Consider the following 26,371-nt stretch of genomic DNA (forward strand, 5'->3'; position numbering starts at 1 on the left):
TGGGACCAGCTGGGTCAGCGCCTGCTGGTCCACCAGCTCTACGACCAGCAGGCCAACCTCCCCGCCGGCCAGGTCCCCCTCGTCATGCTCGACATGTGGGAGCACGCCTTCTACCTGCAGTACAAGAACGTGAAGCCCGACTACGTCAAGGCCTGGTGGAACGTCGTCAACTGGGCGGACGCGGCCGACCGCTTCGCCAAGGCCCGCGCCTGAGCACACCGGCTCACGTCACGTCCGACCCGAGGGCGGCCCGCACGTCGCGGGCGCCCTCGGCCGTTCTGCTGCACGCGAATCCCGGCGACTGACCGAGGGATGGGGCCGATCATGCTGCAGGCCGCGACCCCGGAAGCCCGTCCAGGATCCGCCCGGCCGAGGCGTGCTCGTCGCGGGCCCGGTCCAGACAGTCCGCCCGCACATCGGGATCGGCCTTCGTGCCGTGCACATATGCGGACAGCGCTGCGTAGGCGGCGTCGAGCATCGCCGACGCGGCGGCCAACTCCGGCGCCGCCTCCCCGTGCAGCATCACGCCCACCCGAGCCCGGGTGCGGCGCAGGTTCCAGATCGCCCACAACGCGCTGGTCGGCCGCACGCCCGAACCGGGGCGCCCGCTCGCCCGGAACGCCACCTCATCCACCAGCGGCACCGGGTCGTGCGGGCTGAGCGCCGCGAGCGTGCTCGCCGCGCGCATCGCGGCCGCGTCACCCGCGCCGGCGACTGCAGCCGCCAGCTGCAGATGGCGGACCAGGTCCGAGCTCGCCGGCTCGACGTCCACCAGGCCGGTCACCTCCAGCGCAGCGGCCGCCCGCTCCACCGCGCCGGCACCGACCCGCTGCCGTGGATCCCGCTCCGCCATAACGCATGGTATTGCAAATCTGTGGCAGGTGCCACACTGTTCCAATAGAAGCCCGGCCCCGCGGCCTGAGCTGAGGCGGGTAACCGTGGCAGGAGCCTCAGCAGTGCTCCAGGATTCCGGACATCAGTGTCGACGCGGTGAGGTGCTTGTAGCCGACGCTGGCGAAGTACACCAGCAGCTCGTGGTCGTCGCGGCTCAACATCCGTCCCTCGCCCCAGAGCCGGTGACGCACCGCAGTGCCCCCGATGGTCGTCGGGTGCGGCTGCTGGGCGGCTTTCGGCGCGTGGTCGTTGTCGCAGTTGCCGCAGGGTGGTGGGTAGGTCTCGCCGAAGTAGGCGAGCAGTTCCGCGCGCCGGCAGCGGGTGGTCTCCGCGTAGGTGCGGGCGGCGTCCAGGCGGCTCGCCAGCACTGCCTGGCGCCGCTTGTCCTCCACCACCAGCTGCTCGGTGAGGTCCGCCGGGCGGGGGAGGCCGCGCGCCGGCTCGACGACCCTGTTGCGGCCGGTTCCGCTCAGGGCGAGGAAGCCCAGCTCGGCCAGCTCGTTGACCACACGCTCCACGGAGCGCGCAGCGACCCCGGCCGCCTGCACCAGGTCCGGGAACGTGATGTGGCAGCCGGCGTTCTCGATGGCGTCGACCACCTGGTGCAGCGTCGCCCCGTCCAGGTGCGTGCGGGCGGCGAGGCTGCGCGGGATGCGGATGGTACGCGGGTCGTGCACCAGGACTGCGCTGGCCGCGTCTCCGTTCCGGCCCGCCCGGCCGATCTCCTGGTAGTAGTCGTCGATGCTCGCGGGCACGCCCGCGTGCACGACGGTACGGATGTCGGGCTTGTCGATGCCCAGGCCGAAAGCGCTGGTTGCCACCACGATGTCGAGGCGTCCGGAGAAGAAGTCGTCCTGCACCTCGGACCGCGTGCGGGCGGGCATGCCACCGTGGTAGGCGGCTGCCCGGAAGGTGTCACGACCGAGTCGTTCGGCGAGCGACTCGGCCCTGGCACGCGTGAGCACGTAGACGAGGGCAGGGGTCTCCTGCCCCATCAGCACGTCGACACAAGCGTCGTCGACCGCCTGCGCCTCCGGCTTGTCCGACCGGGTGTGCCGCATGGTCAGCGAGATGTTGGGGCGGTCGAAGTCGGCGACCACCACCTCCGGGTCCCGCATGCCCAGGCGGCGTGTGATGTCGGCCTGGACAGGCGGGGAAGCCGTAGCGGTCAGCGCGAGCACGGGCGGCCTGCCGAGCTCGGCCAGGGCGTCCACCAGCCGCAGGTACTCGGGACGGAACTCCTGGCCCCACTGGCTGACGAGATGCGCCTCGTCGACGGCGAACAACCCCACGGCGCGGGCTCCGGAGCGGATCGCATCCCAGGTCTCCGGATTCGCCAGCTGCTCGGGACCGACGAACAGGAAGTCGAGGTCGCCCCGCACTATCCGGTCCAGCGCGTCCTGCCGCTCGTGGGCGTGCTGCGTGGAGTTCAGCAGTGCTGCACCCACCGGCCGACCGCCGTGGCGACGCCTGGTGAGCGACCGGAGCTGGTCGCGCTGGAGCGCGATGAGCGGCGAGACGACGAGCGTCAGACCACCGATCGCGATCCCCGCGACCTGATAGATGGCACTCTTGCCGCTCCCCGTCGGCAAGACGGCCAGCGTGTCCCTCCCGCCGAGGACGGCGAGGACGGCCTGCTCCTGGCAGGGGCGCAGGGTGAAGCCGAGCAGCGTGCGTGACACCGCGGACACGGACCCCACCGGTTCGGCCGAGCCCACCGATCCTGGCGAGCCCGCCGATTCCTGAGATCCAGTCACACTGAGAAACATACTTTTGGCTGCCCCGCGCGTCGTCGTCGGACGGGCGTGACGTTGGATGCACGTCACGCCGGACGGCGAGCGACCCGGAGGAGGACCTGAGCCGTGCCGATCCGGTGTTGGGTGTCGTCATCGACGACGTCGAGCGCCGAGACCGCCTCCGAACGACGCCTCCCGAGCTCGCGTCGTCGGGCGACCCGAACATTCCGACGGACTGCTACGGGTACTCCCCCCTGGTAGACGGGCGATTGCTGAGATCAAACCGTCCAACCAGGAGCTTCGAGGTGCTGTCCTACCCGTCCGGGATGACCATGTCCGGCCGCGCGCTCGCTGTGCTGTCCGATGCGGGCGTTCTGGTCGGGCCACGACGGCGGCAGCTACCGGCCCGGGTACGGGCGGAGAAAGGAGTGCGGGCGGCGGTCCGAGTCCTGGGGTCGCTCGGCAACAGTTCGTGAGCGAACGACCTTCAGGCTGCGCTCGACGGGCCGCTCCTCGATCGCAATCGTCACGGCCGGAGAAGTCCCACCTGCACGAAGAGCGCCTGGAGATAGCGACGCATCTCGGTGGCATCCAGGGTGCCGGGCTGGGCGAGCCGGTACATCAGAGCGCCGACCATCATGTCCATGACGACGTCCAGGTCGGCGTGTTCAGGTAGCAAGCCGTCCGAACGCGCGCGGTCGAGCAGCGCTCGGATCGCGGCACGCCGCGGCCGGCCGTAGTGCTCCCAGTACGCGGCCATGATCGCTGGATGGCTGCTGCTCGTGCCGAGCACCCGGGCGACCATGGCGCGGAATCGCGGATCGACGACCCTCTCGGCGAGCACGGGGATGGCCGCCCGAACGAGCTCGACGAGCGAACCGTCCGCGGGCATCCGAGGGTCGGGATGGTCGTCGCGGGCCGACTCGATCGCCGCCGCGATGAGCTCCTCCTTGTTGCTCCATCGGCGGTAGACCGTCAGCTTGCCGACCCCGGCGCGCTTCGCGACCTGCTCGATGCTGGTGCCCTCCACGCCGCGCTCGATGAACAGGTCGAGCGCGGCGGCCAGGATGGCGGCATCCGCGTCGGGGTCGCGGGGACGGCCGCGGGGCCGCCCGGTCGGTGCCTCGGTCAACGGACCGTCCCTCGGCTCAGCGCCCCGTCGAGCCAACGGTGCAGGCCGGGCGCGAAGGCCGCTCCGCGCCACGCGAGGTGCGCGTCGGGCCGGACGAGCCAGACCTCGCCCGCCCGCGTCGGCACGCAGGTCAGCGTGGCGACCTCACCGACCCGGGCGCGCACGGCCCCGACCACGGCAGCCGGGACCGACCCGCCGATGAGCGCCCACCGGCCACCCAGCTCGGCGTGCAGGCGCGTGCCGCTGCCGTCGGGCCGGTTGCAGGGCAGGTCGGGCACCCGGTCACCCTGGCGCGGCCTGCGCCCGAACCGGGCGGTCGCGCCGGCGAGCGGGCCGCGGCGATAGCTGACCCACAGCTGGGAGGCCACCGCCGTGGCCCACCGCTGCACGGCCGGACGGCTGAGCAGCGGGGTGGCGACCCGTTCGCGCAGCAGCCGCACGACCGGCCCGGTACCGGTCTGGAATCGGGTGTTCGCGCTGGTGTTGCGCACGACACCGGCGGCGAGCGGGCGGCGCTCGGCCTGGTAGGTGTCGAGCAGGGCGTCGCTCGCCATCCCCCGCACGACGAGGGCGAGTTTCCAGCCGAGGTTCTCCGCGTCTCCGATGCCGGTGAGCATGCCCTGCCCCCCGATCGGACTGTGGACGTGCGCGGCGTCCCCGGCGAGCAGCACCCGACCCGACCGGTAGGAGTCGACGAGCCGGCGGTGGATCCGGAACAGCGACAGCCACGCGCCGTCGTGGATCACCGCCTCAGGATGCCCGGTGCGTTGCGGGACGAGCTTGCGCAACCGCTCCAGGATCTCCTGGTCGTCGAGCTCCCCCTCGGTCTCCCCCGGGAGGTAGACCAGCAGCCGCCACAGGTCGTCGCGGTCCTGTTCGTACATCGGCATCGCACCCACCAGCCCGTCGGGGTGCATCCAGCCGTGCGAGCCCGAGCGGTCCGGCACCCAGCTCATGTGCACGTCGCCGAGCAGGAACTGATCGGCGACCGGTGCGCCCGGAAACCCGATGCCGGTGAGGCGGCGCACCGTGCTGTGCGCCCCGTCGCAACCGACCACCCAGCCCGCCTGCACCGATTGCCGGCCCTCGACCGTCGCGGTGACGCCATCCGCCGCCGGACGCAACCCGCTCACGCGCGCCGCCCACTCGATCTCGACACCGAGGGCGGCGAGCCGGCTCCGCAGCCGATCTTCCACCGCGGCCTGCGAGACCAGCAGCGCCGGCCGTGACGTCCCGAGGCCGACGTCGCCGAAGCGCAGCCTGCTGACCGGCCTGCCCCCGACGTACGCGGTGATCGACAGCGCGGTGACCGCGTTCTCGGCCAGGTCGCCCAGCGCGCCCAGCCGGTCCAGGACCTCCACGCCCCGCGCGTGCAGGATGTTGGCCCGCGACGTCGTCGCCGGCCCGCTCGCCCCGTCCAGCACGCGCACCGAAACGCCGTGCGCCCGAAGCGCGCACGCCAGGCTCAGACCCGCAGGGCCTGCCCCCACCACCAGGACGTCAACCTCGGGCATCACGACCTCGATTTCTTTAACGGTACTGGACCGTTAACAAAGTACCCCTTCGAGGAACATTACAGTTGTGCTGCTTCTGATACGTTTGTATTGTCTCCTCGTGGACACGTCACCGACCGATCGACCACCAGAGGATCTGACCGCGCGGGCCCGTATCCGCGACGCCGCACTGCTCTTGTTCGCCGAGCACGGGCCGGCCGGTACCACGATCCGCGGTGTCGCCGACGCCGCCGGGGTGTCCACGGGATCGGTGCAGCACCACTTCGGCTCGAAGGCGGGGTTGCGGCAGGCATGTGACGACCACGCCATCGGGACACTGCTGGCGCACGCGAAGAACGCGATGTCGGGAACAGCGCTGCCGGCAGGGCAGCGGCCGGGGCAGCTGCCGGCGTTCCCGTCCACGATGTTCGCGGACAGCGAGCGCAGTACGAGGTATCTGGCCCGGGCGCTGGTGGACGGCTCACCCGCGGCGGCGGCCCTCTTCGACGCCGGCGCCGAGTTGGCCGAGACCTGGCTGTCCGCGATCTGGCCCGAGCGGCGCCCGGAGCCGTCGGAGCGCGTACGGGACGCGGCTGCGGTAATGGCGGCGATGCATCTGGGCACCGTCGTACTGCACGAGCACCTGTCCCGGCGGATGGGCACCGACGTGCTGGACCGGCAGCAGGCGCACCGCATCGGGGCGGGCATAGCCGACCTGTATGCGGCGATGGCGCGCTTTCTCGACTCCCCCGACGAGCCCGTGGCGGGCGCGGAGGACCGCGATGACGCGTGACGCGATCGCCATCCGGGGCCTGGTGAAGACGTTCGGGCGCCACCGCGCCCTGGACGGGCTGGATCTCGCCGTGCCGACCGGGACGGTGCACGGCTTCCTCGGCCCGAACGGGGCAGGCAAGTCCACGACGATCCGCATCGTGCTGGGCCTCGTACGCCCGGACGCGGGAACCGTCCGGCTCCTGGGCGGTGACCCGTGGGCCGACCCGACCAGGCTGCACCGCCGGCTGGCGTACGTCCCCGGCGACGTCACGCTCTGGCCGAACCTGACCGGCGGCGAGGTGATCGACGTGCTCACCCGGATGCGCGGTGGCGCCGACCCGCAACACCGCGCCGACCTGATCGAGAGGTTCGAGCTCGACCCGACGAAGAAGTCCCGCACCTACTCCACAGGCAACCGGCAGAAGGTCGCCCTCGTCGCCGCCCTGGCCGCCGACGTCGACCTCCTGATCCTCGACGAACCCACCTCCGGCCTCGACCCGCTGATGGAGGCGGTCTTCCAGGCCTGCATCACCGAGGCGGCCGACGCAGGTCGCACGGTGCTGCTGTCCAGCCACGTCCTCGCCGAGGTCGAGGCGCTCTGCGACCGGGTCACGATCGTCCGCCGCGGCCGGACGGTGGAGTCGGGATCACTCGCCGAGCTACGCCATCTGACGCGAACATCGGTCCAGGCCGAGCTCGCCGCCGGGCCCACCGGGCTGGCCGAGCTACCCGGCGTCCACGACCTGCAGGTCACCGGCACCCGCGTGCGATGTGAGGTCGACACCGACCGGCTCGACCCGGTGCTGGCGCGGCTCGCCGCCATCGGCACCCGCAGCCTGACCGCGTCGCCACCCACCCTCGAAGCGCTCTTCCTGCGCCACTACACCGACGACGCCAACAACGCCCCGGGGACTACCACCGTCGGCCCGCTGGGGGTTCGGTGAGCGGCGCCGCCGTCCGTGCAACCGATTCGCCACGGCCGGCCAGCGTGCTGGCGGGAACGGCAGGTCTCGTCCGGCTGGTCCTGCGCCACGACCGCGTCCCCATCGGCGTCTGGGTGCTGGTGGTGGCGGGCATCGTCATCGGCTCAATGGCGGCCACCGAATCCACCTACCCCACCGAGCAGGCCCGCCAGGATCGATACGACCAGATCCTCGCCGTGCCGATGTTCATGTTCTTCCAGAGCCGCGCCTACGACACCAGCGTCGGTGCACTCACCGCCCAGCAGGCATTCGGCGGCGCGACGATCGCCGCCGCCCTGGGCGCGGTACTGATCATGGTTCGCCATACCCGCGGCGAGGAACAAGCCGGCCGCCGTGAACTGCTCGGCTCCACGGTCGTCGGCCGGCACGCCTCGCTCACCGCGCCGCTCGTGGTGACGCTCGGCGCCGGGCTCGTGATCGCCGCCATCGCAGCGCTAGGCCTGGTCGGCGCCGGCCTACCGATCGCCGGATCGATCGCGCTGGGCCTGGTGGCCGGCGCCGCAGCCTGGGTCGCGGCCGGACTGGCCGCGGTCACCGCACAGCTGACACAGCAGCCCGTCGTTGCCGTCGCCGGCGCGTTCGGAGCCTTCGCCGGGCTGCACTACGTCCGCGGGATCGCGCACCTCGGTGGTGACGAGCTGGCCTGGCTGGCATGGCTCACGCCGAACGGATGGCTGGAGTTCCTCCGCCCGTTCGCCGGCAACAGCTGGCCGACCCTGCTGCCGGTCACCGCCCTCACGGCGGCGCTCATCTGGCTCGCCGGCACACTCTCGTCGCGCCGCGACCTCGGCGCCGCACTCCTCACCCCCCGGCCCGGCCCGGCGACCGCGACCCCCGGGCTGCGCGATCCGCTGCGACTGGCCTGGCGACAGCACCGCACCACCCTCCTGACCTGGGCGGCCGGGCTGTTCGGGATCGGCGCAGGCATCGGCTCCGTCGGATCACGAGCGATGACCGAGTACGCGCAGACCGAATGGGTCCGCGCATGGGCCTCCGCGATGCGCCTCGACGACCCCGCCGACGCATTCCTCGTCTACACCGTGTTCGTGTTCGTGTTCGCCACCACCGCACACGCGGTGACCGCGGTCCTGCGGCTACGGACCGAGGAGGTGTCCGGGCTGGCCGAGGCGATCCTCAGCACCACACAGAGCAGGAACCGGTGGATCGCCGGTCACCTGAGTGTCGCGCTGGCCGCACCGGTGCTGCTGCAGGCATCCCTGGGACTCGGGCTCGGCACCGGCAGGGGCGACCCATCCCACGCGCTGGGGATCACCCTCCCGCTGGTGCCCGCAATCTGGGTCGTCGTGGGCGTCACGGTCGCCGCGTTCGGGCTCACCCCACGGTGGGCACCGGCGGTCGGCTGGTTCACCGTGGTCGTCGGCATCGCAGGCGAGCTCGCGGTGAAGGCAGGGCTACCCGAGGCGCTGTACCGCGCAACCTCACCATTCGCCCACGTCAGCCCCTACTACCAACCCACCTCAGCCACATACCTGCTACTCACCCTTGTCGCCGGGGCGCTCGTGGCGATCGGCGCCGTCACGCTGAGGCGTCGCGACATCACGACGGTCTGACCCGACAGTTCTGACCCGACAGTGTCGTGCGGGTCTTCACGGTGGCATGGCTGACGGTAAGGGTGGTGCCGATGTCAGGAGATGTTCTCGAAGTGCCGTTGCGGTTGCGTGAACAGTTCGCCAGGACGGCGCGGTGTCCGGGTGAAGCGGGCCCCGCGTCGTACGACACGGCCATCCGATCCGCGTAACCGCGCCCGAGCAGTGCGAGTAGACGATCAATGCCAGCTGACGCCGATCACGTCGGGACGATCACCACCGCTGCATTCCCCGCAACACCAGCAGAAGCACCACGAACCCGCCGATCAGCAACAGGGCATTACCGATGTCGGCCATCACGAACCTCCTCGGGACGCCGACCACCCCGGCCGCGCCTCCCAGCAGGGTGAGAATAACCGTGAACCGCATGTCACAGGCCTTGACGCGGTCCTCATGCCGCTGCCGTGGCTCATTCCAGCCCTCTCATCCTGGCCGGTCGTTGTCCCGATCGCCGTCGCCCCGCGCCGCCGTCGAGTCGGTGGGCAGGCCGGCGAGCTCCTCGACGTCGAAGGCCTTGGCCACCGGAACGTCCGACATGCTGTGCACCACCATGGATACCGCGATCGTCAGTGCGACGAGTTCGAAGACCGTGCCGGCTTCCGGGATTCCGGACTGGACGACGAGCAGCCCGTAGACGACCGATGCGAAGCCTTTGGGGCCGAACCATGCGGCGGCGTAGCGCTCGCGCCTGGGCAGGTCGGTTCGCCAGAGCGACACGAGCACCGACGCGGGACGGACGACCAGCAGCGCCAACAGCGCCACCGCCCATTCGCCGAGGGTCAGGTCGAGGAGGAACATCGGCGTGAGCAACGCACCGAACACCAGTACGGCCGCGAACTTGGTCAGCTCGGACACCAGCTCACCGAACTGTTCGAACGAATGGGTGGCGCGGGGAGCGACCGTGGCCAGGGTGATCCCGGCGGAGAACGCGGCGAGGTAGGCGTTCGCGTGGGTGAGGTGGCACAGGCCGTACAGCATGATCGCCAGCGCGAGCGGGCCCAGGGGCTGCAGCTTGGCTTCCACGCCCAGCACCGGCAACCGCAGTAGCGCGGTGGCCACGAGCGGCAGCCCGATGCCGAACACCAACCCGAGCAGAAGCTCGATCGCGATGTCGCCCAGATGCGCCGGGGCGTCCGTGGCGAGCGCGAGGAAGACCAGGACGAACGGCAGCGCCAACCCGTCGTTGACCCCGGATTCGATGTTCAGCAGCTTGCGCAGCCGCAGCGGCACCTCGCTCCGGCTCACGATCGCGGAGGCGAACACCGGGTCGGTCGGCGCCAGGATCGCCCCGACCAGCAAGGAGGTGGTCCAGTCCAGGCCCACCAGGAAATGCGCCCCGACCGCGATGAGCACCAGCGTGAGCGGCATGCCCAGGCCGAGCGCGCGCCCGGACAATCGCCAACCGGTGCGCAGCTGGCGCATCGGCAGCCGCCCGCCGTCGACGAACAGGACCGTGAACAGGGCGAGATCGGCCAGAGCGCTGACGGCACCGCCTTGCGGGGTCACCTCGATCAGCCCGAGCGCCCCCGGGCCGACGAGCGCCCCCGCCAGGAGGAACACCAGCGCCGTGGACAACACCGATCGCGCCGCCAGGCCGGACAGCGCGATCGTCACGAAGAGGACCACGCCGAACGTCAGAACCAGAACCACAGCTGCTCCTCGTCGAAACGGGCCGGTCTGCCGCGTGCCGCCCTGGTCACAGGAACGAGATCAGCAGCAGGATTCCGAGCAGTAGCACCACCCATCGGACCATCCCGCTGGTCGACCAGGGCGAGCCCAGCCCACCATCTGCCCGCAACGGTCGCGTGACACGCGTTGCCACGACTTCCCAGCTCGCCTCGACATGTGGCCGCAACCGATCGCGCAGCTGCGTCATCCCCTGCTGTCCCCGCACCCAGACCACCGGAAGCAGGCGGCGGTAGACCACGTCCGCGTCGAGGTTCACCGACCGCAGCTCGGGTGGGTAGAGACCGGTGCGCATCAGGACCGTGAACGCCATCGCCGCCAGCGTGAGGAGCTGGACCTGGTTGATGACGTGCGACGCCGTGTAGGGCACGTAGTCGACCGGGAAGGGCAGCAACCCGTACATCAGCCCTGGTGCGACACCGATCGTGATCGATATCGCGGCCGCGAGAACCATCGCGATCCGCATGTTCAGCGGTGCCTCGCGAACCCGATGTCCGGCGTCGTGGGCGAAGAACGCGAAGAACGGGATCTTGATGCCGGCGTGGTGGAACACGCCCGCCGAGGCGAACAGCAACAGCAGCCAGACCACGGTGCGGTGCTCGTCCGCGACGGCCTCGAGGATCAGCGACTTCGTCACGAAGCCGGAGAACAGCGGGAAAGCGGAGATCGACGCAGCGCCGACCATGCAGAGCGCGGTGGTCTGCGGCATCGACTTGTAGAGCCCCCCGAGCTCCGTGGCCTTGACCGTGCCCACCCGGGTCAGCACGGCGCCCATGCTCATGAAGAGCAGACCCTTGAAGAAGATGTCCGCGAACGCGTGCGCCGCGGCTCCGTTGATGCCGAGCGCACCACCGATACCGACCCCCACCACCATGAACCCGAGCTGGTTGATCATGCTGTAGGAGAGGACCCGGCGCAGATCGTTCTCGATCACCGCGTAGAAGATCGGGAAACAGGCCATGACGACCCCGACCCACACGAGGATCTCCGTGCCCGGGTAGCCGCGGGCGAGTGCGTAGACCGCGAGCTTCGTGGTGAACCCGGACAGCACGACGGTGCCGACCGCGGTCGCCTCCGGGTAGGTGTCCTGGAGCCACGCGTGCAGGACCGGGAACGCGCACTTGATCCCGATGGCGATCAGGATGAGCATGCCGCCCGGGCCGGTGGCGCCGAGGTAGTCGAACCTGATGCCCGCGCCGCTCTGGATCTGCAGCGCGATCCCGGCGAGCATCAGCAGGCCCGAGACGACCTGCGCCGTGAGGTATCGGATCCCGGCCCGGTTGCCGCGTTCGGTGCGCCTGGCCCAGATCAGGAACACCGACGACAGGCCGGTGAGCTCCCAGAACACGAACAGCGTCACCAGGTCCCCGGCGAGCGACCCGCCGACGGCGGAGCCGGCATAGACGAGGATCGCGGTCTGCTGCGCCGGGTCCCGCAGATGCAGCCCGTAGATCACGCCCAGCAGCGCCGCGATGCAGAAGGCGGTCGCGAAGACGCGGGCGAGGGAGTCGACGCGGACGGGCTCCAGCGTCAGACCGAGCAACTCGAAGCTGCCCGCGACGCCGTCCGGCGCCGACCACAGGAGAACGAGGGCCGCGATGGGAAGGGCCAGCATCCAGGCGCTTCGGAGGTGGCCGCGCAACAGCCGTACCGGTATTGCGCCGAGGAGCAGCAGCAGCGCGGGACTAGTCACCATCCGGCGCTCGCTCCCGTGGCTCGTAGTAGTCCTCGGGGCGGCACAGCACCTTTCGCAGCTGTTTCGCGGCCAGGACCAGGGAGAAGCTGACCACGAAGCCGAACACCGGGTAGAAACCGAACCAGCTCTCGAACGAGAAGTGCGGGCTCTTGACGTACAGCAGGTCGGCGAGCAGCAGCAGCCCACACACCACGGAGAGGGCGACGACGATCCGCGTGACGTTGCGGGGTTCGTCCAGCCAGCGACGATCGCCGTTCATGGCAGCTCCAATGCACGGCTGACGGGACCGATGATCATGTCGGGGACGAGGAAGAGCGCGGCACAGGCAGCGGCGGTGAGTACCGGCGGCACGACCAGGGCCGGGGGCTCCTCGGCGTGGACCGGGCCCAGCGGTGGCGGACGGAGGAACGCGCGGACGGCGATCGGGATCAGGTACGCGAACGACAGGAGCGATCCGACCAGCAGCACCGCCGTCATCACGGGCTCTCCGGCATCGGCCGTGCCTTGCAGCAGGAGGAACTTGCTCCAGGTGCCGCCCAGCGGCGGCAGGCCGATGACCGACATCGAGGCGACGAGGAACGCGCCGAAGGTCCAGGGCATGGTTCGACCGAGCCCGTCGAGCTCGCTCACCCGGGTCTTGTGCGTCGCGGTGTAGATCGCGCCCGCGCAGAAGAACAGGGTGATCTTGCCGGCGGCGTGGGTGGCGAGGTGCAGCGCTCCGCCGGCCGCGGCGACCCGGTTGGCGAGCGTTGCGGCGAGAACGATGTAGGCGAGTTGGCTGATCGTCGAGTAGGCCAGCCGTGCCTTGAGGTTGTCCTTCGTGGCCGCGACGAGCGAGGCGAGCAGCAGCGTGACGGCGGCGACCCACATCATCGGTTCGCTCGCGCCGCTGACGTCGAGGGTGTCCAGCCCGAACGTGTAGATCGAGACCTTGAGCGCGGTGAACACTCCGGCCTTCACGACGGCCACGGCATGCAGCAACGCCGACACCGGGGTGGGCGCGACCATCGCCGACGGCAACCAGCGGTGGAACGGCATCAGCGCGGCCTTGCCGATGCCGAACATGAACAGCGCGAAGAGGACCCCGAGCACACCGTTGCCCGCAGCGCCGGCGAGCAGGCCACCCGCGACGAACTCGGTGCTGCCCGCAAGCAGCCAGGTCCACACGATGGCGGGCAGCAGCAGACAGATCGACGTCGCGAGCAGCAGACCCAGGTAGACGCGGCCGCCCCGCCTCGCTTCGGGGGTGCGGTCGTGCATGACGAGCGGCACGGTCGCCAGCGTCAGGATCTCGTAGCCGATGAACAGCGTGACGAGGTTCGCGGAGAAGGCGACCCACAGCGCCGCCGCGATGGACACCGCGAAGTAGACGAAGAAACTCGTCTGGCGCGCCACGCTGTTGCCCCGCAGGTAGCCGACCGCGAACACCGTGGTGACCGGCCAGAGGACTGCGGCGACGCTCGCGAACAGCAGGCCGACCGGCTCGAGCGCGAAGGCGAGCGTCAGGCCGGGCAACCAGGACCACAGCTCGACCCGCAGCCCGGCATTCGCCACCGGCCACAAGCTCACGACGGTCACCGCCGAGGCGATGCCAGCCGCCAGTGACGCCGTCTCCCGCAGGTTCGGACGGTGCCGCGCCACCAGGACACCGATGCCGCCGAGTAGCGGCAATGCCACCGCCAGCGGAAGCGCGAGGGGCTGCCAGGTCGTCACGGCGCCCCACCCAGCAACGCAGCGGCCGCTCCGTCGGCGAATGCAGCCGGAAGGACCGGGCTCGCGCCGAAGTACAGCGACATCAGGGTGAGCAGCCAGGTCATGGCGATCATCGATGGCGCCGCTCTGTCCAGCTGCGGGGCCTCGACGGGTTCGCGGAACCAGGCGATCTCGACGATCCGGCCGACGTAGACCACCGCCAGCAGGGAGCTGACCAGCACCGCGGCGAGGACGAACCACTGGCCCTGCTCCACGAGGGCCTGCACCAGCACCCATTTGCTGGCGAAGCCCGCCGTCGGTGGCAGGCCGACCAGGCCGAGGCCGGCCAGCACGATCGCGGTGAACGTCCAGGGCATCCGTCGGCCCAGCCCGGCCAGCGCATCGAGGTCGACCGAACCGCGGCGCATCAGGACCACACCGGCCGCGGCGAACAACGCGGCCTTCGTCACCCCGTGATTGATCATATGTAGGTAGCCGGCCGATACGCCATCGGACGTGGCGAGGCTGAACCCGGCGACGATGTACCCGACCTGAGCGACGCTCGACCAGCCCAGCAGGTACTTGAGATCCCGCTGGAAGCACGCCACCGCGGAGGCGACCAGCATCGCCGCACAGGCCACCACGAGCCCGATGACACCGACCGGAAGCATCCCGAACACGAGCGCCCCGCCGAACACCGTGAAGGTGAACCGCAGGAACGCGTACATCGCGACCTTGGTGCTGACGCCCGCGAGGAGGGTGCTCACGACGGACGGCGCCTCCCCGTAGGCGCCCGGAAGCCAGGAGTGCAGCGGGAAGACCGCCATCTTGACGGCCAGCCCGACGACGACGAACGCGACGGCGGCGGTCAGCGCCCGGTTTCCGTAGGCGTCCGGTAGGCGCTGCGCCAGATCGGCCATGTTGAGCGTGCCGGTGACGGCGTAGGCGAGGCCGATGCCGATCAGCAGGAACGTCGCTCCGATCGTGCCGATGATCAGGTACCGGAATGCCGCCAACAGGGCGCGCCGCCGCTTGCCCATCGCGATCAAGGCGTACGACGACAGGGACGTGATCTCGAGGAACACGAAGGCGTTGAAGGCGTCACCGGTCGCGGTGACACCGAGCATCCCGGCCAGGCAGAGGCACATGCAGGCGTAGAACAGCGGGATCCGGCCGGACTCGATCTCCCGCTCGACGCTCGCCCTCGCGTAGATCGCGACGATGAGCGCGACGGCCGAGACCAGCACCAGCACCGGCGCGTTCACCGGATCGATCACGTACTCGATCCCGGCAGGCGCCGGCCAACCGCCCAGCGCGTACCGCGGCACCTCGCCCCGGGAGACCCGCCACGTCAGCAGCACCGCACAGCTGAACGCCGCGGCAGCGGCCGCCAGGAACAGCAGCCACGCCACTCGACGCTGCCGCAGCAGAGCGCACAGCGGCGCGCACAGCAGCGGCACCAGGACCTGCAGGATCGGTAGTTGGCTCATGAGACGGCGTGCTCAGCCCTCTCGGCGGCCTTCGCCTCGTCCTCTTCGAGGGTCCCGTACTCGCGGAAGATCCGGACGGCGAGGGCCAGTCCGAGCGCGGTCGTCGCCACCCCGACGACGATGGCCGTGAGGATCAACACGGAGGGGAGCGGATGCGAGTACGTCTCCAACCCCTGGTCGACGATCGGCGCCGTTCCGCCCGCGACCTTGCCGAGGCTGATGTAGAGCAGGAACACCGACGCCTGGAAGACGTTGAGCCCGATCAGCTTCTTCACCAGGTGGCCGTGGCACAGCACGGTGTACAGCCCGCACATCATCAGGACGATGACCAGCCAGTAGATGTAGTGCGTCCCGATCATCTGGCCACCTCCCGGTCGGCGAAGGTGAAGAAGATCGCTGTCATGACCCCGGCGACGGTGATGCCGACGCCGAGCTCGACGAGCAGGATCCCCAGGTGCTGCCCTTCCTCGGGATGGCCCGGGTTCAGCGTGCCGTAGTCCAGGAACGCGCCACCGAGCAGCATGTTCGCCACACCGACACCCGCGTAGAGGAGCAGGCCGGAGGAGATCAGCACCTGCAGGAGCCGGCGCGGCATCACCCTGCGTGCGTTGTCGATCCCGAAGACGAGCCCGTAGAGCACGAACGCGGAGGCGAAGATGACCCCGGCCTGGAAGCCGCCGCCGGGCCCGTAGTCGCCGTGGAACTGGACGTAGAGCGCGAAGAGGAAGACGAACGGAAACAGGATCTTGCTGACGATGCGCAGGACCCGGTAGTCGGCGAGGAGCAGCTTCTCGCGCTCGAACCCGGGGTCGTGCCGTGGCACGTGCGAGAGGATCAGCAGGACGGCCGTGCCGGCGGTGAAGATGACGGCGAGCTCGCCCAGCGTGTCGTAGCCGCGGTAGCTCGCCAGCACCGAGGTCACGGTGTTCGGTACCCCGATGTCGTCCTGTGAGGCCTGCAGGTACGTCTCGGTGATCGGATGGCTCTGCACGGGCGTGTCGCTGCGGCCGAACGCCGGCAGGTCCTGGGTGGCGTAGATCAGCATGCCGCCCGCGAGGACGGACCCGATTCCGGCCGGCCAGAGGCGCCTCCTGGGGGTGACGGCCTCGCGGGAACGGGTCAGGGCGAGGACCGTGAGCATCAGCACCGTGCTGACCCCGGCGCCGACCGCCGCCTCGGTGAACGCGACGTCGACCGCGTCGAGCAACACGAACAGGCAGGCGATCACCAGGCTGAACAGGGCCGCCAGCATCACGGCGCCGTAGAGGCCGCGCAGCCGGGTGATCGAGACGGCTGTCGCGACGAGGATGGCGAACAGCACAAGGTTGATCAACTCGAACTCGGGGGTCACCGCCGCGGGTCACCCGCTCTCCAGACATGAACCCCGTCCCTGCGCGCCGCCTGCGCCAGCGCGTGCGTGGCCGTGGGACTCGTCAGCACCAGGAAGAGCAGGATCAGCAACAGCCGCACCCCGACGCCCCAGTCGGGCGCCCGCACGAGCAACCCGAGGCAGATCAGCGCCACACCGGCCGTGTCGGTGAGGCCCACGGCATGCGCTCGGGTGAAGAAGTCCGGCAACCGCAGCAGACCGACCCCACTGGACAGCGCGACCACCGTGCCGACCACAACCAGCACACCGCTCGTCAGGTCCACGACCCCGGATGCGGTCACCGAACATCCTCCTCGCTCTGCACCGCGTCCAGGGCCCGGTAGTGGCTCAGTTTCAGCACGGCGATGGTGCCCACGAAGTTGACCAGCGCATAGAAGAGGGCGATGTCGAGGAACTGGGGACGCCCCATCAGGAAACCGATCAGGGCCACGAAGATGACGGTCTTCGTCCCGAACATGTTGATCGCAAGAATGCGGTCGTAGAGGGTAGGCCCGAGGAACGCCCGGGCGAGCGCGAGGACCATGGTCGTGAGGACGCCGATCATGGCGGCGAAGAGCAGCGTCATCGCCCCTCCAGCTGCCGCACACGATCGAGCATCACGCCGGCCTGCAGCCCGTCGAGGTCCGACCGCCTGAGGGCGTGCACCTCGATACCCGCGTCATCGATCTGGAGCGAGAGCGTCCCGGGCGTGAGCGTGATCGAGTTCGCGTAGACGACCGTTCCGACCTCGGAGAGATCATCCACGGGCGTCACACCGACGACCGGGCGCGGAGCCAGGCGAGGTGACCACACCTGACGCAGGACAGCGAGCGACGACATCACGACCTGCCCGGCCAGCCACCCGGCATACCGCGGTGCACGCGGCGACATCCGTACGCGAACGCGGGTGCCGTCAGCGCGGTCCATCCGCCCGACGAGCACGACCACGACGAGGACGGACAACGCACCGAACACCAGCAGCAACACCGTGTAATGACCGGAAAGCAGCAACCAGAAGGCCACCAGCGGGAACGCGATACGCATCCCTGACGCGGCCGGCGTCACGTCGCGAACATCCGTTTCAGCAGGGACTCGAGCGTGACGACCCCGAGCAGGTTCACCGATTGATCGACAACGGCCACCAGCGGGCAGTACGAGCCGACCATCAAGGCGGCGATCTCTACAACGGTTGCGTCCGCGCTGACAACCGACGGCTCAAGCCCTCGATAAGGGAGGCACTGCCCTACCGTGCGGTAGCTGACTTCTTCCGGAAACACGTCCGCATGGGCTTCGTCGATCACCTGAGCGATGACCGCGCTGTCCTCGACATACGCGGGAACGACGAGCCGCAATACCTCGACACCGGGCAACACCGCCACCGGACACCCGGCGTCATCGACCACGATCAGGCCCGGCAGGCACTGGTCGGCCAGGATCCGGGCCGCGTCGAGGACAGGCAGGTCCATCTCCACGATCGGGACCTGACCGACGAGATCTCGCGCGCGCACGGGACACCTCCGTCACACCACCCCGAGGCCGCTCGACCTCGGGAGCCGACCAGGCTTCCCGGCACACCGCGTATCACTGTAGACGGCAGTGGTGCGCGTGCTGGACACGACTCGCGGCGCGACCCACCGGTGCGGGAGGCGGCGAACCCGATCGAGATGTGGCCACGGGTGGTCGGCGGGCGGATTGGACCGTACGATCAGGTCAGGGCGCGCCGGGAAGACTGGTCGGCACCAGTCGACGCACGTGCGAAAGGCCCCGGCGATGACCACATCGCACCACCCCGGCCCGATGATCACGACGCGCTGCCGCCGTGGGAGCGCGAGTTCCTTGCCGGCATCGAGCACGACCTGGCTGCGAGCGACCCCGACCTCGCCCGACGAGATGGGCCGTTCTCGGAGCTGTCACCACACTCGGCGTAGTCCCGTGGCTGCTACTCGCCGCCACCGAGAAGCGTCACCCGGCATGAGCCGGATCGGTCCGGACGACCGGGCCGGCGTCGAACGAAGGATGTGGAATCTGTGGTCACGACGCTTCTGATCGTGGTCATCGCCCTCGTCGTGTTGCTGGCGGGAAGCGGTGTCCGGATGGTGCAGCAGTACCAGCGGGGTGTGGTGCTGCGGTTCGGGCGGTTGCTGCCCGAGGTGCGGCAGCCGGGGCTGCGGTTGATGATCCCGGTGGCCGACCGGATGGTGAAGGTGCCGGTCCAGACGATCGTGCTGGACGTGCCGCCGCAAGGCGCGATCACCAGGGACAACGTGACCCTCAGCGTCGACGCCGTCGTCTACTTCCGGGTCACGGATCCGGTGAAGGCTGTGGTCAACGTGGAGAACTACCTGGGGGCGATCTCGCAGGTGGCGCGCACGTCGCTGCGTTCGGTGATCGGCCGCGCCGACCTGGACACGATGCTGTCGGACCGGGAGCAGGTCAACTCCGAGCTCCGGGCGGTGATCGACACCCCGACCGACGACTGGGGGATCACGATCGACCGGGTGGAGATCAAGGACATCGCGCTGCCCGAGACCATGCGCCGCGCCATGGCCCACCAGGCCGAGGCCGAGCGGGACCGCCGGGCGCGGGTCATCTCCGCCGACGGCGAGTTCCAGGCCTCGGCCCGGCTCGCCGACGCCGCCCGGGTCATGGCCGACACGCCCGGTGCGATGCAGCTGCGGTTGCTGCAGACCGTCAGCGACGTGACGTCGGAGCAGAACAGCACTCTCGTGATGCCACTGCCGGTGGAGCTCCTGCGCTTCTTCGAGAACGCCACCGGCAGCTCGAGCGGCGATCGGATCAACCCGGCGTCTGCCGCCGCAGCCATCCATCCGCCGCCTCCCGCCGGTTCCGCTGCACCCCGGCCAGAGCGCCCGCACACCGACGGAGACGACGGCAGGAGGCCTGCGGTCGCCACAGATCCGGAAGCAGGTCGCTCGTGAGAGCGTCCAGCTCACCGCGGGTCCGGGCCGCAGTGTCCGATCGAGACCGGACGGCGCCGTGCCGAGTGCGCCGGCCGGCGGAGGAGGCCGGCACCATGGCCCTGCACCGCAGCCGCACCGCTCCCCTGCGGGCCGATCACGTCGACGGTGAGGCCGCGTATCGGATCGCGGCGGTCCCGTCCGTGTCGATGTCGACGCCGCGTCGCACCAGCTTCAACGTGTAGATCGTCCGGTCCGAGACCAGGTGACTGACCCCGGCGGCGAGGGCGACCGCGGCCATCAGCGGCAGGATGATCGAGTACTGCTGCGTCAGTTCGAAGACGATCACGAGCGCGGCGATCGGGGCGTGGCTCGCTCCTGCGAACGCGGCGGCCATGCCGACCAGCCCGTACGCGCCCGGCGAGATCCCCAACGCCGGGAACAGCTCGGCCACGACCGTCCCGAACGCGGTGCCCGCCATCGCCCCGACGAACAGCGACGGCGCGAACACTCCACCGGAGCCGCCGATCCCGATGGTGAGGCTGGTGGCGACCATCTTCCCGACCATCAGCAGGAGCAACATCCACACCGCGTACCGCCCCGTGACACCAGCTTCGAGAACGGGATATCCCACGCCGTACATCTGCGGCAGCACAAGAAGCACGGCACCGAGCAGGAGCCCTCCCGCCGCGGGACGAAGCCACTCCGGCCACCGCCACAGCCAGTCGCACGCGTCCTCGACCACGTAGAGCACCCTCGCGAACGCCCAGCCGACGAGCCCCGCCGCAATGCCCAATCCGGCGTAGAGCAGGTACTCCACCGGGGAGTGCAGCGTGAACGGCGGCAACCGCAGGAAAGGCTCGTCACCCAGGAACGACCGCCCGATCACCGACGCCGTCACCGACGAGAGGACGACGACGCCGAACGCCTGAGCGCTGAACGCCCGCAGCACGATCTCCAGGGCGAAGAAGACGCCGGCGATCGGGGCGTTGAACGTTGCCGCGATTCCTCCGGCCGCGCCGCAGGCCACGAGCATCCGCAGGCGCTGCGGTGGGACCCGCAGCAGTTGTCCGAGCGCCGACCCGAGCGCCGAGCCGATCTGGACGATCGGCCCTTCCCGCCCGACCGAACCGCCTGAGCCGATGCACAGTGCCGAGGCCAGCGACTTCACGACCGCCACCCTCGGCGGGATCCGCCCGTCGTTGCGGGCCACCGCGTACATCACTTCGGGGACACCGTGCCCACGCGCCTCGCGAGCGAACCGGTACACGAGCGGCCCGTACAGCAGGCCGCCGAGGACGGGCGCTACGAGCAGGAACCACGGGCCCAGCGACGGGACCCACGGATGCGGCGGCATGCCGGCATCGCTGTAGTCGGCCGTCCCGCTGAACAGCAGGGTGAACCAGAGGATCAGATACCGGAACGCGACGGCGCCCACACCGGCACCCACACCGACCAGCACCGCGCACACCACGAGACCCGCAGGCCGTGAGCGCATCAGGTCCCGCACCGCCCGGAGCACCCGACCCGAGCCGAATCCATCGATCACCGCGGCGACCAAGTTCGTTGCATGGGAACACCTTTGCATCAGGCAATGATCATCCGACACCCTGAATGGGGCATCTCACCCGCGTGAGAGGCTCAACTCGTGGACCCGGACCGCGCAGGGCCCGAGCTGGGCGACGGCGAGCTCGTCGACGCCGTCATGCGGGCCAGCCGGGTCCTGGTCGCGGTCGCGGCGCGGTCGCTCGCCGCAGCGGGAGACGTCAGCCTGCCGCAGTACCGGGTGCTCGTCCTGCTCGCCGGACGGGGCCCGCTGCGCGCCGTCGACCTGGCCGCCGCCCTCGCGATCAACCCCTCGTCGGCGACCCGGCTGATCGACCGGCTGGTGCGGGCCGGTCTCGTGCGCAGGCACCGGATGCCGTCCGACCGCCGCTCCTACCGGATCGGCCTGTCGCAACCGGGCCGTGCGCTCGTCGCCGAGGTGACCCGCCGCCGGCGCCAGGAGTTCGAGCAGCTGCTCGCCGCCGTCCCCGCCGACCGCCACCGGCTCGTCGTCGCCGCGCTGCAGGCCGTCGCGGACGCCGCGGGCGAGTCGCCGGAGCGCGACCTCGCCGTCGGGCTCGGGATGGAGGGCTGACGGCGCGTTCGACCTGGCCACCCCGACGGCCCCGCTCGCCGATGAGGAGCGGTCCGCCCTCGGTGCGTGCCCGGCCGCGGACGCGCACTACGGCGGGCACGGTCGGCAGCCCGCCGAGCAGCCACGCCCGCACGGCGTGGACCGGTCACGGCATCGGTGGTCATCGGCCCGGCCGGAACCGGCCGAGCTGCAGGCTGTGGGAGACGACGAACACCGACGACAGGGCCATCGCCGCGCCCGCCACCAGCGGGCCGAGCAGGCCGGTCATCGCGAGCGGCAGGGCCGCGACGTTGTAGCAGAACGCCCACGCCACGTTGGCCCGGATGGTGGTGTCGGTGCGCCGTGCGAGCCGGACTGCGTCGGCCACCACGGAGAGGTCGTCGCGGCCGAGCACGATGTCGGCCGCCTCGATCGCGGCGTCGCTGCCGCGGCCGAGCGCCATGCCCAGATCCGCGCAGGCCAGGGCCGCGGCGTCGTTGACGCCGTCGCCGACCACCGCGACCTTTCGCCCGTCGGCCTGCAGCGCGCGCACCACCTCCGCCTTGTCCTCCGGAAGCACCTCGGCACGGACGTCGTCGATCCCGACCTCGGCCGCGACGGCGGCTGCGGTCGTCGCGTTGTCGCCGGTGAGCAGCACTGGATGCAGGCCGAGCCCACGGAGCTCGGCGACCGCCGCCGCGCTGGTGGGCCGCACCCGGTCGGCCACGGCGAGCAGGCCGCGCGCCGTCCCGTCCCAGCCGACGACGACCACGGTCCTGCCGCGGGACTCCCACTCGCGCCGCCGCTCCGTGACCTCGGCGGGCACCGTCCAGCCCTGGTTGCGCACCAGCTGCTCACGGCCGACGACGACGGTGCGGCCGTCGACCTCGGCGTACGCACCGAGCCCCGGGACGGCGTGGAACCCCGGGACGGCACCCGTCCCGCTCGAGCCCGTCGCGAGCCCGGACGTGACGGCAGCGGACGTGACGGCGGCGGCGATCGGATGTTCCGAACCGCACTCGACGGCCGCCCCGCACGCCAGCACCCGGTCGGCGTCGACGCCCGGCGCCGCCCCCACCTCGACGAGGCTCATCACGCCGGTGGTGAGCGTCCCGGTCTTGTCGAACACCACGGTGTCGACGCGCCGGGCGGACTCGAGCGCCTCCGGCCCCTTGAGGAATACACCCAGCTGGGCGCCCCGGCCGGTCCCGACGAGGATCGCGGTCGGGGTGGCCAGCCCGAGCGCGCAGGGACAGGCCACGACCAGCACCGCGATCGCGGCCGTCACCGCGGACTCCGCCGGGCGGCCGAGCACCACCCACCCCACCACGGTCACCACGGCGAGCAGCAGCACGATCGGCACGAAGACCGCCGCGACGCGATCGGCGAACCGCTGCGCGGCCGCCTTGCCCTCCTGCGCGCGCTGGACGAGCCGGCTCAGTCGCGCCAGCTGCGTGTCGGCCCCGACGCGGGTGGCCCGCAACACGATGTGGCCTCCGCGGTTCACGGTGCCCCCGACCACGGCGTCCCCGACCGTCACCTCCCGGGGCACCGGCTCGCCGGTCATCATCGCCGTGTCCAGCGCGGAAGCGCCCTCCACCACCACAGCGTCGGTCGCGACCGTCTCGCCCGGCCGGGCCACGAACCGGTCGCCGACCATCAGGTCGGCGACCGGGATCCGGGCCCGCCCGCCGTCCCGGACCACCTCGACGTCCTTGGCGCCCATCGCCAGCAGAGCCCGCATCGCCGCGGACGCCGAGCGTTTCGCCCGCGCCTCGAAGTAGCGCCCCGCCAGCAGGAACGTCGTCACGCCCGCCGCGACGTCCAGGTACAGCGCGTGGTCCCCACCGGACAGCGCCGCGAAGCTGCGCCCCAGACCTGGCTCGACCGGACCGCCCCGGACCATCACCCACAGCGACCAGCCCGTCGCCGCGAGGACGCCCATCGAGACCAACGTGTCCATCGTGGACGTGCCCCGCAGCAGCCCGCGCGCCGCGGCGCGGTGGAACGGCAGCGCGCACCACCCGACGACCGGTGCGGCGAGGACGAGGCACACCCACTGCCATCCCGGGAAGCGCAACTCCGGGAACAGGGACAGGGCCAGCGACAGGTCGCACAGGGGCACCGCGAGCACGGCCGCGACCCCCAGCCGCCGGCGCAGGTCGACGACGCGGTCCCGCCCGTCCCGCCGGCCCGGCACGGCGACGTCGTCCACCCGCCGGGCCGTGTACCCGGCCCGCTCGACCTCATCGATCAGCAGCCGCGGGTCGAGGCCGGCGGCGGCGTGCACCCGGGCCCGCTCGGTCGCGTAGTTGACCGTCGCGCTGACGCCGTCGAGCTCGTTCAGCTTCCGCTCCACCCGGCTCGCGCACGCCGCGCAGGTCATCCCGCCGAGGACGATCTCGAACGTACGCCCGTCCCGCTCGTCCGACCGCCGCACCGCCGTGTGCCCGAGCGTGCTCATCGACCGTCCCTCCGGTGCAGCTCCGCGAGGGCCGCGTTGTAGCGCCGCAGGGCATCGTCGTCGGCGTCGACGTCGGCTGCCGCGCCAGACTCGTCGTCCACACCGAGCAACGCCCGGCGGCGCACCCCGTCGAGCCAGTCCCCGAACCCGTCCTGCGCCCGGGACGTCGTGCCCCACGCCATACCCACTGCAATGATCACCAGCACCATCAGCACGTCGCCGCCGAACCACATCACGGCCCCCGCGGTCTCCTGGTCGGCGAGCACCGCAGGGCCCCACCCGGGACGCGAGGCGCCGTAGGCCGGCGCGAGCGCGAACGGGGTGAGCATCAGCACGACACCGGTCATCGTGTCGACCCCCATGCTCAGGGCCAGCAACGCGATCCGCAGCAGCGACGGCAGGCGCCACGGCCCGAGCTCCCCACCGGCGAGCGGGAGGAACAGCAGCCACCCGCTCGCCACGTAGCCGACCAGCTCGAGAGCGCGCACCTCCGGCCGGACCATCGACACCTGCTGGAACCCCGTGAGGTGGGTCAGGACGACGACAGCGGCGTACTGGCCGATGCCGATGACGGGGTGGGTGAGCAGCCGAAACTGCCGCGACCCCGCAAGCCGCTCCACCGGCCGGCTCACCGTCGCGAGCAACCGCAGCGGTGCGGCGCAGAGCAAGGCCACCGGCACGACCATGATCAACATGAGGTGCTGGACCATGTGGACCCAGAACAGCACGTCCGAGTAGCCGCCGACCGGCCCGTCGACGGCGACCAGGGCGACGGCCACGAGAACGAACCAGGCCGCGGACCGGCACCGGGGCCACCGCGCACCCCGCCACCGCAGGCGGAACACGCCGATCAGGTAGCCGAGCGTCATCAGGACGAGCAGCGCGTCCAGCACGGCATGCGGACGCCAGGTGGCCAGAACCTGGCCCCAGCCGGAGGGCTCCCCCACCGCATCGCCTCCTCATCGGGCACGGCCAACGGTTGCCGGTGACTAGTGGTCGCTTCGCCGGCACCGCGAGTTCCCCGGGAGCGGAGATCGGGTAGCCACGCACCCGGTCGCCCCCCCGAGCCGGGCAACCTCGCACGACCAATGGTTAGACTAGTGGTCGAACTGCCGGTTCAGACTCTGGAGGTCGCCTCGTGAAGGTGCTCATCGTCGGCGCAGGAATCGCCGGTCCCACGCTGGCCTACTGGCTGCTGCGCACCGGACACCAGCCCACGCTCGTCGAACGCGCTCCCGAGCCACGGCGCGGGGGATACCTGGTGGACTTCTGGGGCGCCGGCTTCGACGTCGCCGAGCGGATGGGCATCGTGCCCCAACTCGAGCGCAGCGGGTACCGGCTCACGGGAGCGCGAAGTGTCGGGACCGATGGGCGGCGCATCGGCTCGTTGGATCCCTCCACGTTCATCGGGTCGACCGACCGGTACGTCAGCATCGCGCGCTCCGATCTGGCGGCGGCGATCCGCTCGACGCTCGACGGGCAGGTCGAGACCGTCTTCGGCGACACCGTGGAAGCTCTCGACGACGACGGTGAACGCGTTCGCGCCACCTTCCGCAGCGGCGGCGAACGCGATTTCGACCTCGTCGTGGGGGCCGACGGTCTGCACTCACAGGTCCGCGCGCTCGCCTTCGGCGCCCAGGAACGGTTCGAGAACTACCTCGGCATCGTCGTCGCCGCCTTCGAGGTGGCCGGCTACCGCCCGCGCGACGAGCTCACGGCCGTGATGCACGCCGGCGTCGGCTTCCAGCTGATCCGGGTGGCCCTACGCGACGACGTCACGCTGTTCCTGGCCACCCTGCGCCACGACGGCGGCACACCGGCGGACGACCCGGCCGCGCAGCAGGCGCTGCTCCGCTCCCGGCTCGCGGACACCGGCTGGGAGGCCCCGGCGATCCTCGACGCGATGCCGTCGGCCACGACGTTCTACTTCGACCGCGTGAGCCAGATCCGCATGCCGTCCTGGACGCGTGGCCGGGTGGCCCTCGTCGGCGACGCCGCTGCGTGCCCCTCGCTGCTGGCCGGTCAGGGCTCCGCCCTCGCCATGGCGGAGGCATACGTGCTGGCGGCCGAGCTGGCCCGCTCGAACGGCGACCACGTCACGGCCTTCACCCGCTACGGCGAGCGCCTCGCGCCGTTCCTCCGCTCCAAGCAGGACGCGGCCGTCGGGCTCGGGCTGGCGTTCGCCCCGCGAGGTAGGCTCCAGCTCCTCGTACGGAACACGGTGATGAGGCTCATGGGACTGCCGCACGTCGGGAACCTCGTCATGGGCAGGAGCCTGCGCGACGCCGTCGAACTCCCGGCCCTGCCGGCCAACTGAC

General features: G+C 70.9%; 26 protein-coding genes. 7 read left to right on the forward strand and 19 right to left on the reverse strand.

Annotated features, from left to right (window positions below; genetic code table 11):
• On the forward strand, nt 1-213 hold a 213-nt coding region (locus ACU436_RS38970; protein ID WP_459032154.1), incomplete at its 5' end, for a Fe-Mn family superoxide dismutase.
• Nucleotides 214-322: 109 nt separating this feature from the next.
• Here ACU436_RS38970 and ACU436_RS38975 read toward each other — a convergent pair.
• The 4 genes from ACU436_RS38975 to ACU436_RS38990 form a co-directional block, all read right to left on the reverse strand.
• A complete protein-coding gene (locus ACU436_RS38975; protein ID WP_459032155.1) occupies nt 323-853 on the reverse strand; it encodes a hypothetical protein in 531 nt (176 codons plus the stop codon).
• Between the two features lie 97 nt (nt 854-950).
• Nucleotides 951-2,585 (reverse strand): RecQ family ATP-dependent DNA helicase, encoded by a 1,635-nt coding sequence (locus tag ACU436_RS38980; RefSeq protein ID WP_459032156.1) that lies wholly within the window; start codon nt 2,583-2,585, stop codon nt 951-953.
• A gap of 571 nt (nt 2,586-3,156) precedes the next feature.
• Nucleotides 3,157-3,762 (reverse strand): TetR/AcrR family transcriptional regulator, encoded by a 606-nt coding sequence (locus tag ACU436_RS38985; RefSeq protein ID WP_459032157.1) that lies wholly within the window; start codon nt 3,760-3,762, stop codon nt 3,157-3,159.
• Complete coding sequence (locus tag ACU436_RS38990) at nt 3,759-5,276, reverse strand: FAD-dependent monooxygenase (RefSeq protein WP_459032158.1); 1,518 nt, start codon at nt 5,274-5,276, stop codon at nt 3,759-3,761. The genes ACU436_RS38985 and ACU436_RS38990 overlap by 4 nt, the downstream gene beginning before the upstream one ends.
• Before the next feature lie 100 nt (nt 5,277-5,376).
• Here ACU436_RS38990 and ACU436_RS38995 point away from each other — a divergent pair, with 100 nt between their 5' ends.
• From ACU436_RS38995 to ACU436_RS39005, 3 genes are read left to right on the forward strand one after another with little or no spacing between them, the layout of a single operon-like run.
• Nucleotides 5,377-6,048 carry a TetR/AcrR family transcriptional regulator gene (locus tag ACU436_RS38995; protein WP_459032159.1) on the forward strand — a complete coding sequence of 224 codons (672 nt, stop codon included), beginning with the start codon at nt 5,377-5,379 and terminating at the stop codon, nt 6,046-6,048.
• Nucleotides 6,038-6,973, forward strand: coding sequence for an ABC transporter ATP-binding protein (locus tag ACU436_RS39000; protein WP_459032160.1), 936 nt, complete (start codon nt 6,038-6,040; stop codon nt 6,971-6,973). The genes ACU436_RS38995 and ACU436_RS39000 overlap by 11 nt, the downstream gene beginning before the upstream one ends.
• A gap of 44 nt (nt 6,974-7,017) precedes the next feature.
• Nucleotides 7,018-8,583, forward strand: a complete 1,566-nt coding sequence (locus ACU436_RS39005; RefSeq protein ID WP_459032161.1) for an ABC transporter permease — start codon at nt 7,018-7,020, stop codon at nt 8,581-8,583.
• Nucleotides 8,584-8,832: 249 nt separating this feature from the next.
• On the opposite strand, the gene ACU436_RS39010 is transcribed toward ACU436_RS39005, so the two are convergent.
• Genes ACU436_RS39010 through ACU436_RS39065 form a run of 12 tightly spaced genes read right to left on the reverse strand, consistent with a single transcriptional unit; the run spans nt 8,833 to nt 18,060 of the window.
• Nucleotides 8,833-8,988, reverse strand: coding sequence for a hypothetical protein (locus ACU436_RS39010; RefSeq protein ID WP_459032162.1), 156 nt, complete (start codon nt 8,986-8,988; stop codon nt 8,833-8,835).
• A 54-nt stretch (nt 8,989-9,042) separates the two neighbouring features.
• On the reverse strand, nt 9,043-10,269 hold the full coding sequence (locus ACU436_RS39015; protein ID WP_459032163.1) for a cation:proton antiporter: 1,227 nt from the start codon (nt 10,267-10,269) through the stop codon (nt 9,043-9,045).
• Nucleotides 10,270-10,315: 46 nt separating this feature from the next.
• On the reverse strand, nt 10,316-12,001 hold the full coding sequence (locus ACU436_RS39020) for a Na(+)/H(+) antiporter subunit D (RefSeq protein ID WP_459032164.1): 1,686 nt from the start codon (nt 11,999-12,001) through the stop codon (nt 10,316-10,318).
• Nucleotides 11,991-12,260: a hypothetical protein gene (locus tag ACU436_RS39025; RefSeq protein WP_459032165.1), complete on the reverse strand. Its 270-nt coding sequence runs from the start codon at nt 12,258-12,260 to the stop codon at nt 11,991-11,993. The genes ACU436_RS39020 and ACU436_RS39025 overlap by 11 nt, the downstream gene beginning before the upstream one ends.
• Nucleotides 12,257-13,714, reverse strand: a complete 1,458-nt coding sequence (locus ACU436_RS39030) for a proton-conducting transporter transmembrane domain-containing protein (protein ID WP_459032167.1) — start codon at nt 13,712-13,714, stop codon at nt 12,257-12,259. Before ACU436_RS39030 ends, ACU436_RS39025 begins: the two co-directional genes overlap by 4 nt.
• Entirely contained in the window at nt 13,711-15,183 is a 1,473-nt protein-coding gene (locus tag ACU436_RS39035; RefSeq protein WP_459032168.1) for a monovalent cation/H+ antiporter subunit D family protein, read from the reverse strand. Before ACU436_RS39035 ends, ACU436_RS39030 begins: the two co-directional genes overlap by 4 nt.
• Nucleotides 15,180-15,542: a cation:proton antiporter subunit C gene (locus ACU436_RS39040; RefSeq protein WP_459032169.1), complete on the reverse strand. Its 363-nt coding sequence runs from the start codon at nt 15,540-15,542 to the stop codon at nt 15,180-15,182. Before ACU436_RS39040 ends, ACU436_RS39035 begins: the two co-directional genes overlap by 4 nt.
• Complete coding sequence (locus ACU436_RS39045; protein WP_459032170.1) at nt 15,539-16,534, reverse strand: DUF4040 domain-containing protein; 996 nt, start codon at nt 16,532-16,534, stop codon at nt 15,539-15,541. The genes ACU436_RS39040 and ACU436_RS39045 overlap by 4 nt, the downstream gene beginning before the upstream one ends.
• Nucleotides 16,531-16,854: a monovalent cation/H(+) antiporter subunit G gene (gene mnhG / locus ACU436_RS39050; RefSeq protein WP_459032171.1), complete on the reverse strand. Its 324-nt coding sequence runs from the start codon at nt 16,852-16,854 to the stop codon at nt 16,531-16,533. Before mnhG ends, ACU436_RS39045 begins: the two co-directional genes overlap by 4 nt.
• Nucleotides 16,851-17,138, reverse strand: a complete 288-nt coding sequence (locus ACU436_RS39055; protein WP_459032172.1) for a monovalent cation/H+ antiporter complex subunit F — start codon at nt 17,136-17,138, stop codon at nt 16,851-16,853. Before ACU436_RS39055 ends, mnhG begins: the two co-directional genes overlap by 4 nt.
• On the reverse strand, nt 17,135-17,617 hold the full coding sequence (locus ACU436_RS39060; protein ID WP_459032173.1) for a Na+/H+ antiporter subunit E: 483 nt from the start codon (nt 17,615-17,617) through the stop codon (nt 17,135-17,137). Before ACU436_RS39060 ends, ACU436_RS39055 begins: the two co-directional genes overlap by 4 nt.
• Nucleotides 17,614-18,060: a CBS domain-containing protein gene (locus ACU436_RS39065; protein ID WP_459032174.1), complete on the reverse strand. Its 447-nt coding sequence runs from the start codon at nt 18,058-18,060 to the stop codon at nt 17,614-17,616. Before ACU436_RS39065 ends, ACU436_RS39060 begins: the two co-directional genes overlap by 4 nt.
• A gap of 519 nt (nt 18,061-18,579) precedes the next feature.
• Between ACU436_RS39065 and ACU436_RS39070 the strand changes: the two genes are divergently transcribed.
• On the forward strand, nt 18,580-19,491 hold the full coding sequence (locus tag ACU436_RS39070) for a slipin family protein (RefSeq protein WP_459032176.1): 912 nt from the start codon (nt 18,580-18,582) through the stop codon (nt 19,489-19,491).
• 136 nt (nt 19,492-19,627) lie between these two features.
• On the opposite strand, the gene ACU436_RS39075 is transcribed toward ACU436_RS39070, so the two are convergent.
• On the reverse strand, nt 19,628-20,968 hold the full coding sequence (locus ACU436_RS39075; RefSeq protein WP_459032177.1) for a chloride channel protein: 1,341 nt from the start codon (nt 20,966-20,968) through the stop codon (nt 19,628-19,630).
• A 150-nt stretch (nt 20,969-21,118) separates the two neighbouring features.
• Here ACU436_RS39075 and ACU436_RS39080 point away from each other — a divergent pair, with 150 nt between their 5' ends.
• Complete coding sequence (locus tag ACU436_RS39080; RefSeq protein ID WP_459032178.1) at nt 21,119-21,610, forward strand: MarR family winged helix-turn-helix transcriptional regulator; 492 nt, start codon at nt 21,119-21,121, stop codon at nt 21,608-21,610.
• A 160-nt stretch (nt 21,611-21,770) separates the two neighbouring features.
• Here the strand turns inward: ACU436_RS39080 and ACU436_RS39085 are convergent, their stop codons facing one another.
• Both ACU436_RS39085 and ACU436_RS39090 read right to left on the reverse strand, forming a co-directional pair.
• The gene (locus ACU436_RS39085) at nt 21,771-24,053 is read right to left on the reverse strand and encodes a heavy metal translocating P-type ATPase (protein ID WP_459032179.1); all 2,283 of its coding nucleotides are present in this window, start codon (nt 24,051-24,053) and stop codon (nt 21,771-21,773) included.
• Nucleotides 24,050-25,000 carry a cytochrome c oxidase assembly protein gene (locus tag ACU436_RS39090; RefSeq protein WP_459032181.1) on the reverse strand — a complete coding sequence of 317 codons (951 nt, stop codon included), beginning with the start codon at nt 24,998-25,000 and terminating at the stop codon, nt 24,050-24,052. Before ACU436_RS39090 ends, ACU436_RS39085 begins: the two co-directional genes overlap by 4 nt.
• Nucleotides 25,001-25,191: 191 nt before the next feature.
• On the opposite strand from ACU436_RS39090, the gene ACU436_RS39095 reads away from it, so the two are divergent.
• Nucleotides 25,192-26,370, forward strand: a complete 1,179-nt coding sequence (locus ACU436_RS39095) for an FAD-binding domain (RefSeq protein WP_459032182.1) — start codon at nt 25,192-25,194, stop codon at nt 26,368-26,370.
• Nucleotide 26,371 lies beyond the last annotated feature (1 nt).

This window comes from Pseudonocardia wallangbongensis (assembly GCF_054486945.1).

Excerpts from the sequence above, each read along its gene's own strand:
- ACU436_RS38975 (WP_459032155.1), bottom strand. The coding sequence starts at position 853 with ATGGCGGAGCGGGATCCACGGCAGCGGGTCGGTGCCGGCGCGGTGGAG.
- ACU436_RS39000 (WP_459032160.1), top strand. The coding sequence starts at position 6,038 with ATGACGCGTGACGCGATCGCCATCCGGGGCCTGGTGAAGACGTTCGGG.
- ACU436_RS39010 (WP_459032162.1), bottom strand. The coding sequence starts at position 8,988 with ATGCGGTTCACGGTTATTCTCACCCTGCTGGGAGGCGCGGCCGGGGTG.
- ACU436_RS39085 (WP_459032179.1), bottom strand. The coding sequence starts at position 24,053 with ATGAGCACGCTCGGGCACACGGCGGTGCGGCGGTCGGACGAGCGGGAC.
- ACU436_RS39035 (WP_459032168.1), bottom strand. The coding sequence starts at position 15,183 with ATGAGCCAACTACCGATCCTGCAGGTCCTGGTGCCGCTGCTGTGCGCG.
- ACU436_RS39055 (WP_459032172.1), bottom strand. The coding sequence starts at position 17,138 with ATGACGCTGCTCTTCGCCGCCATGATCGGCGTCCTCACGACCATGGTC.
- ACU436_RS39025 (WP_459032165.1), bottom strand. The coding sequence starts at position 12,260 with ATGAACGGCGATCGTCGCTGGCTGGACGAACCCCGCAACGTCACGCGG.
- ACU436_RS38990 (WP_459032158.1), bottom strand. The coding sequence starts at position 5,276 with ATGCCCGAGGTTGACGTCCTGGTGGTGGGGGCAGGCCCTGCGGGTCTG.
- ACU436_RS39040 (WP_459032169.1), bottom strand. The coding sequence starts at position 15,542 with ATGATCGGGACGCACTACATCTACTGGCTGGTCATCGTCCTGATGATG.
- ACU436_RS39020 (WP_459032164.1), bottom strand. The coding sequence starts at position 12,001 with ATGGTGACTAGTCCCGCGCTGCTGCTGCTCCTCGGCGCAATACCGGTA.
- ACU436_RS39075 (WP_459032177.1), bottom strand. The coding sequence starts at position 20,968 with ATGCGCTCACGGCCTGCGGGTCTCGTGGTGTGCGCGGTGCTGGTCGGT.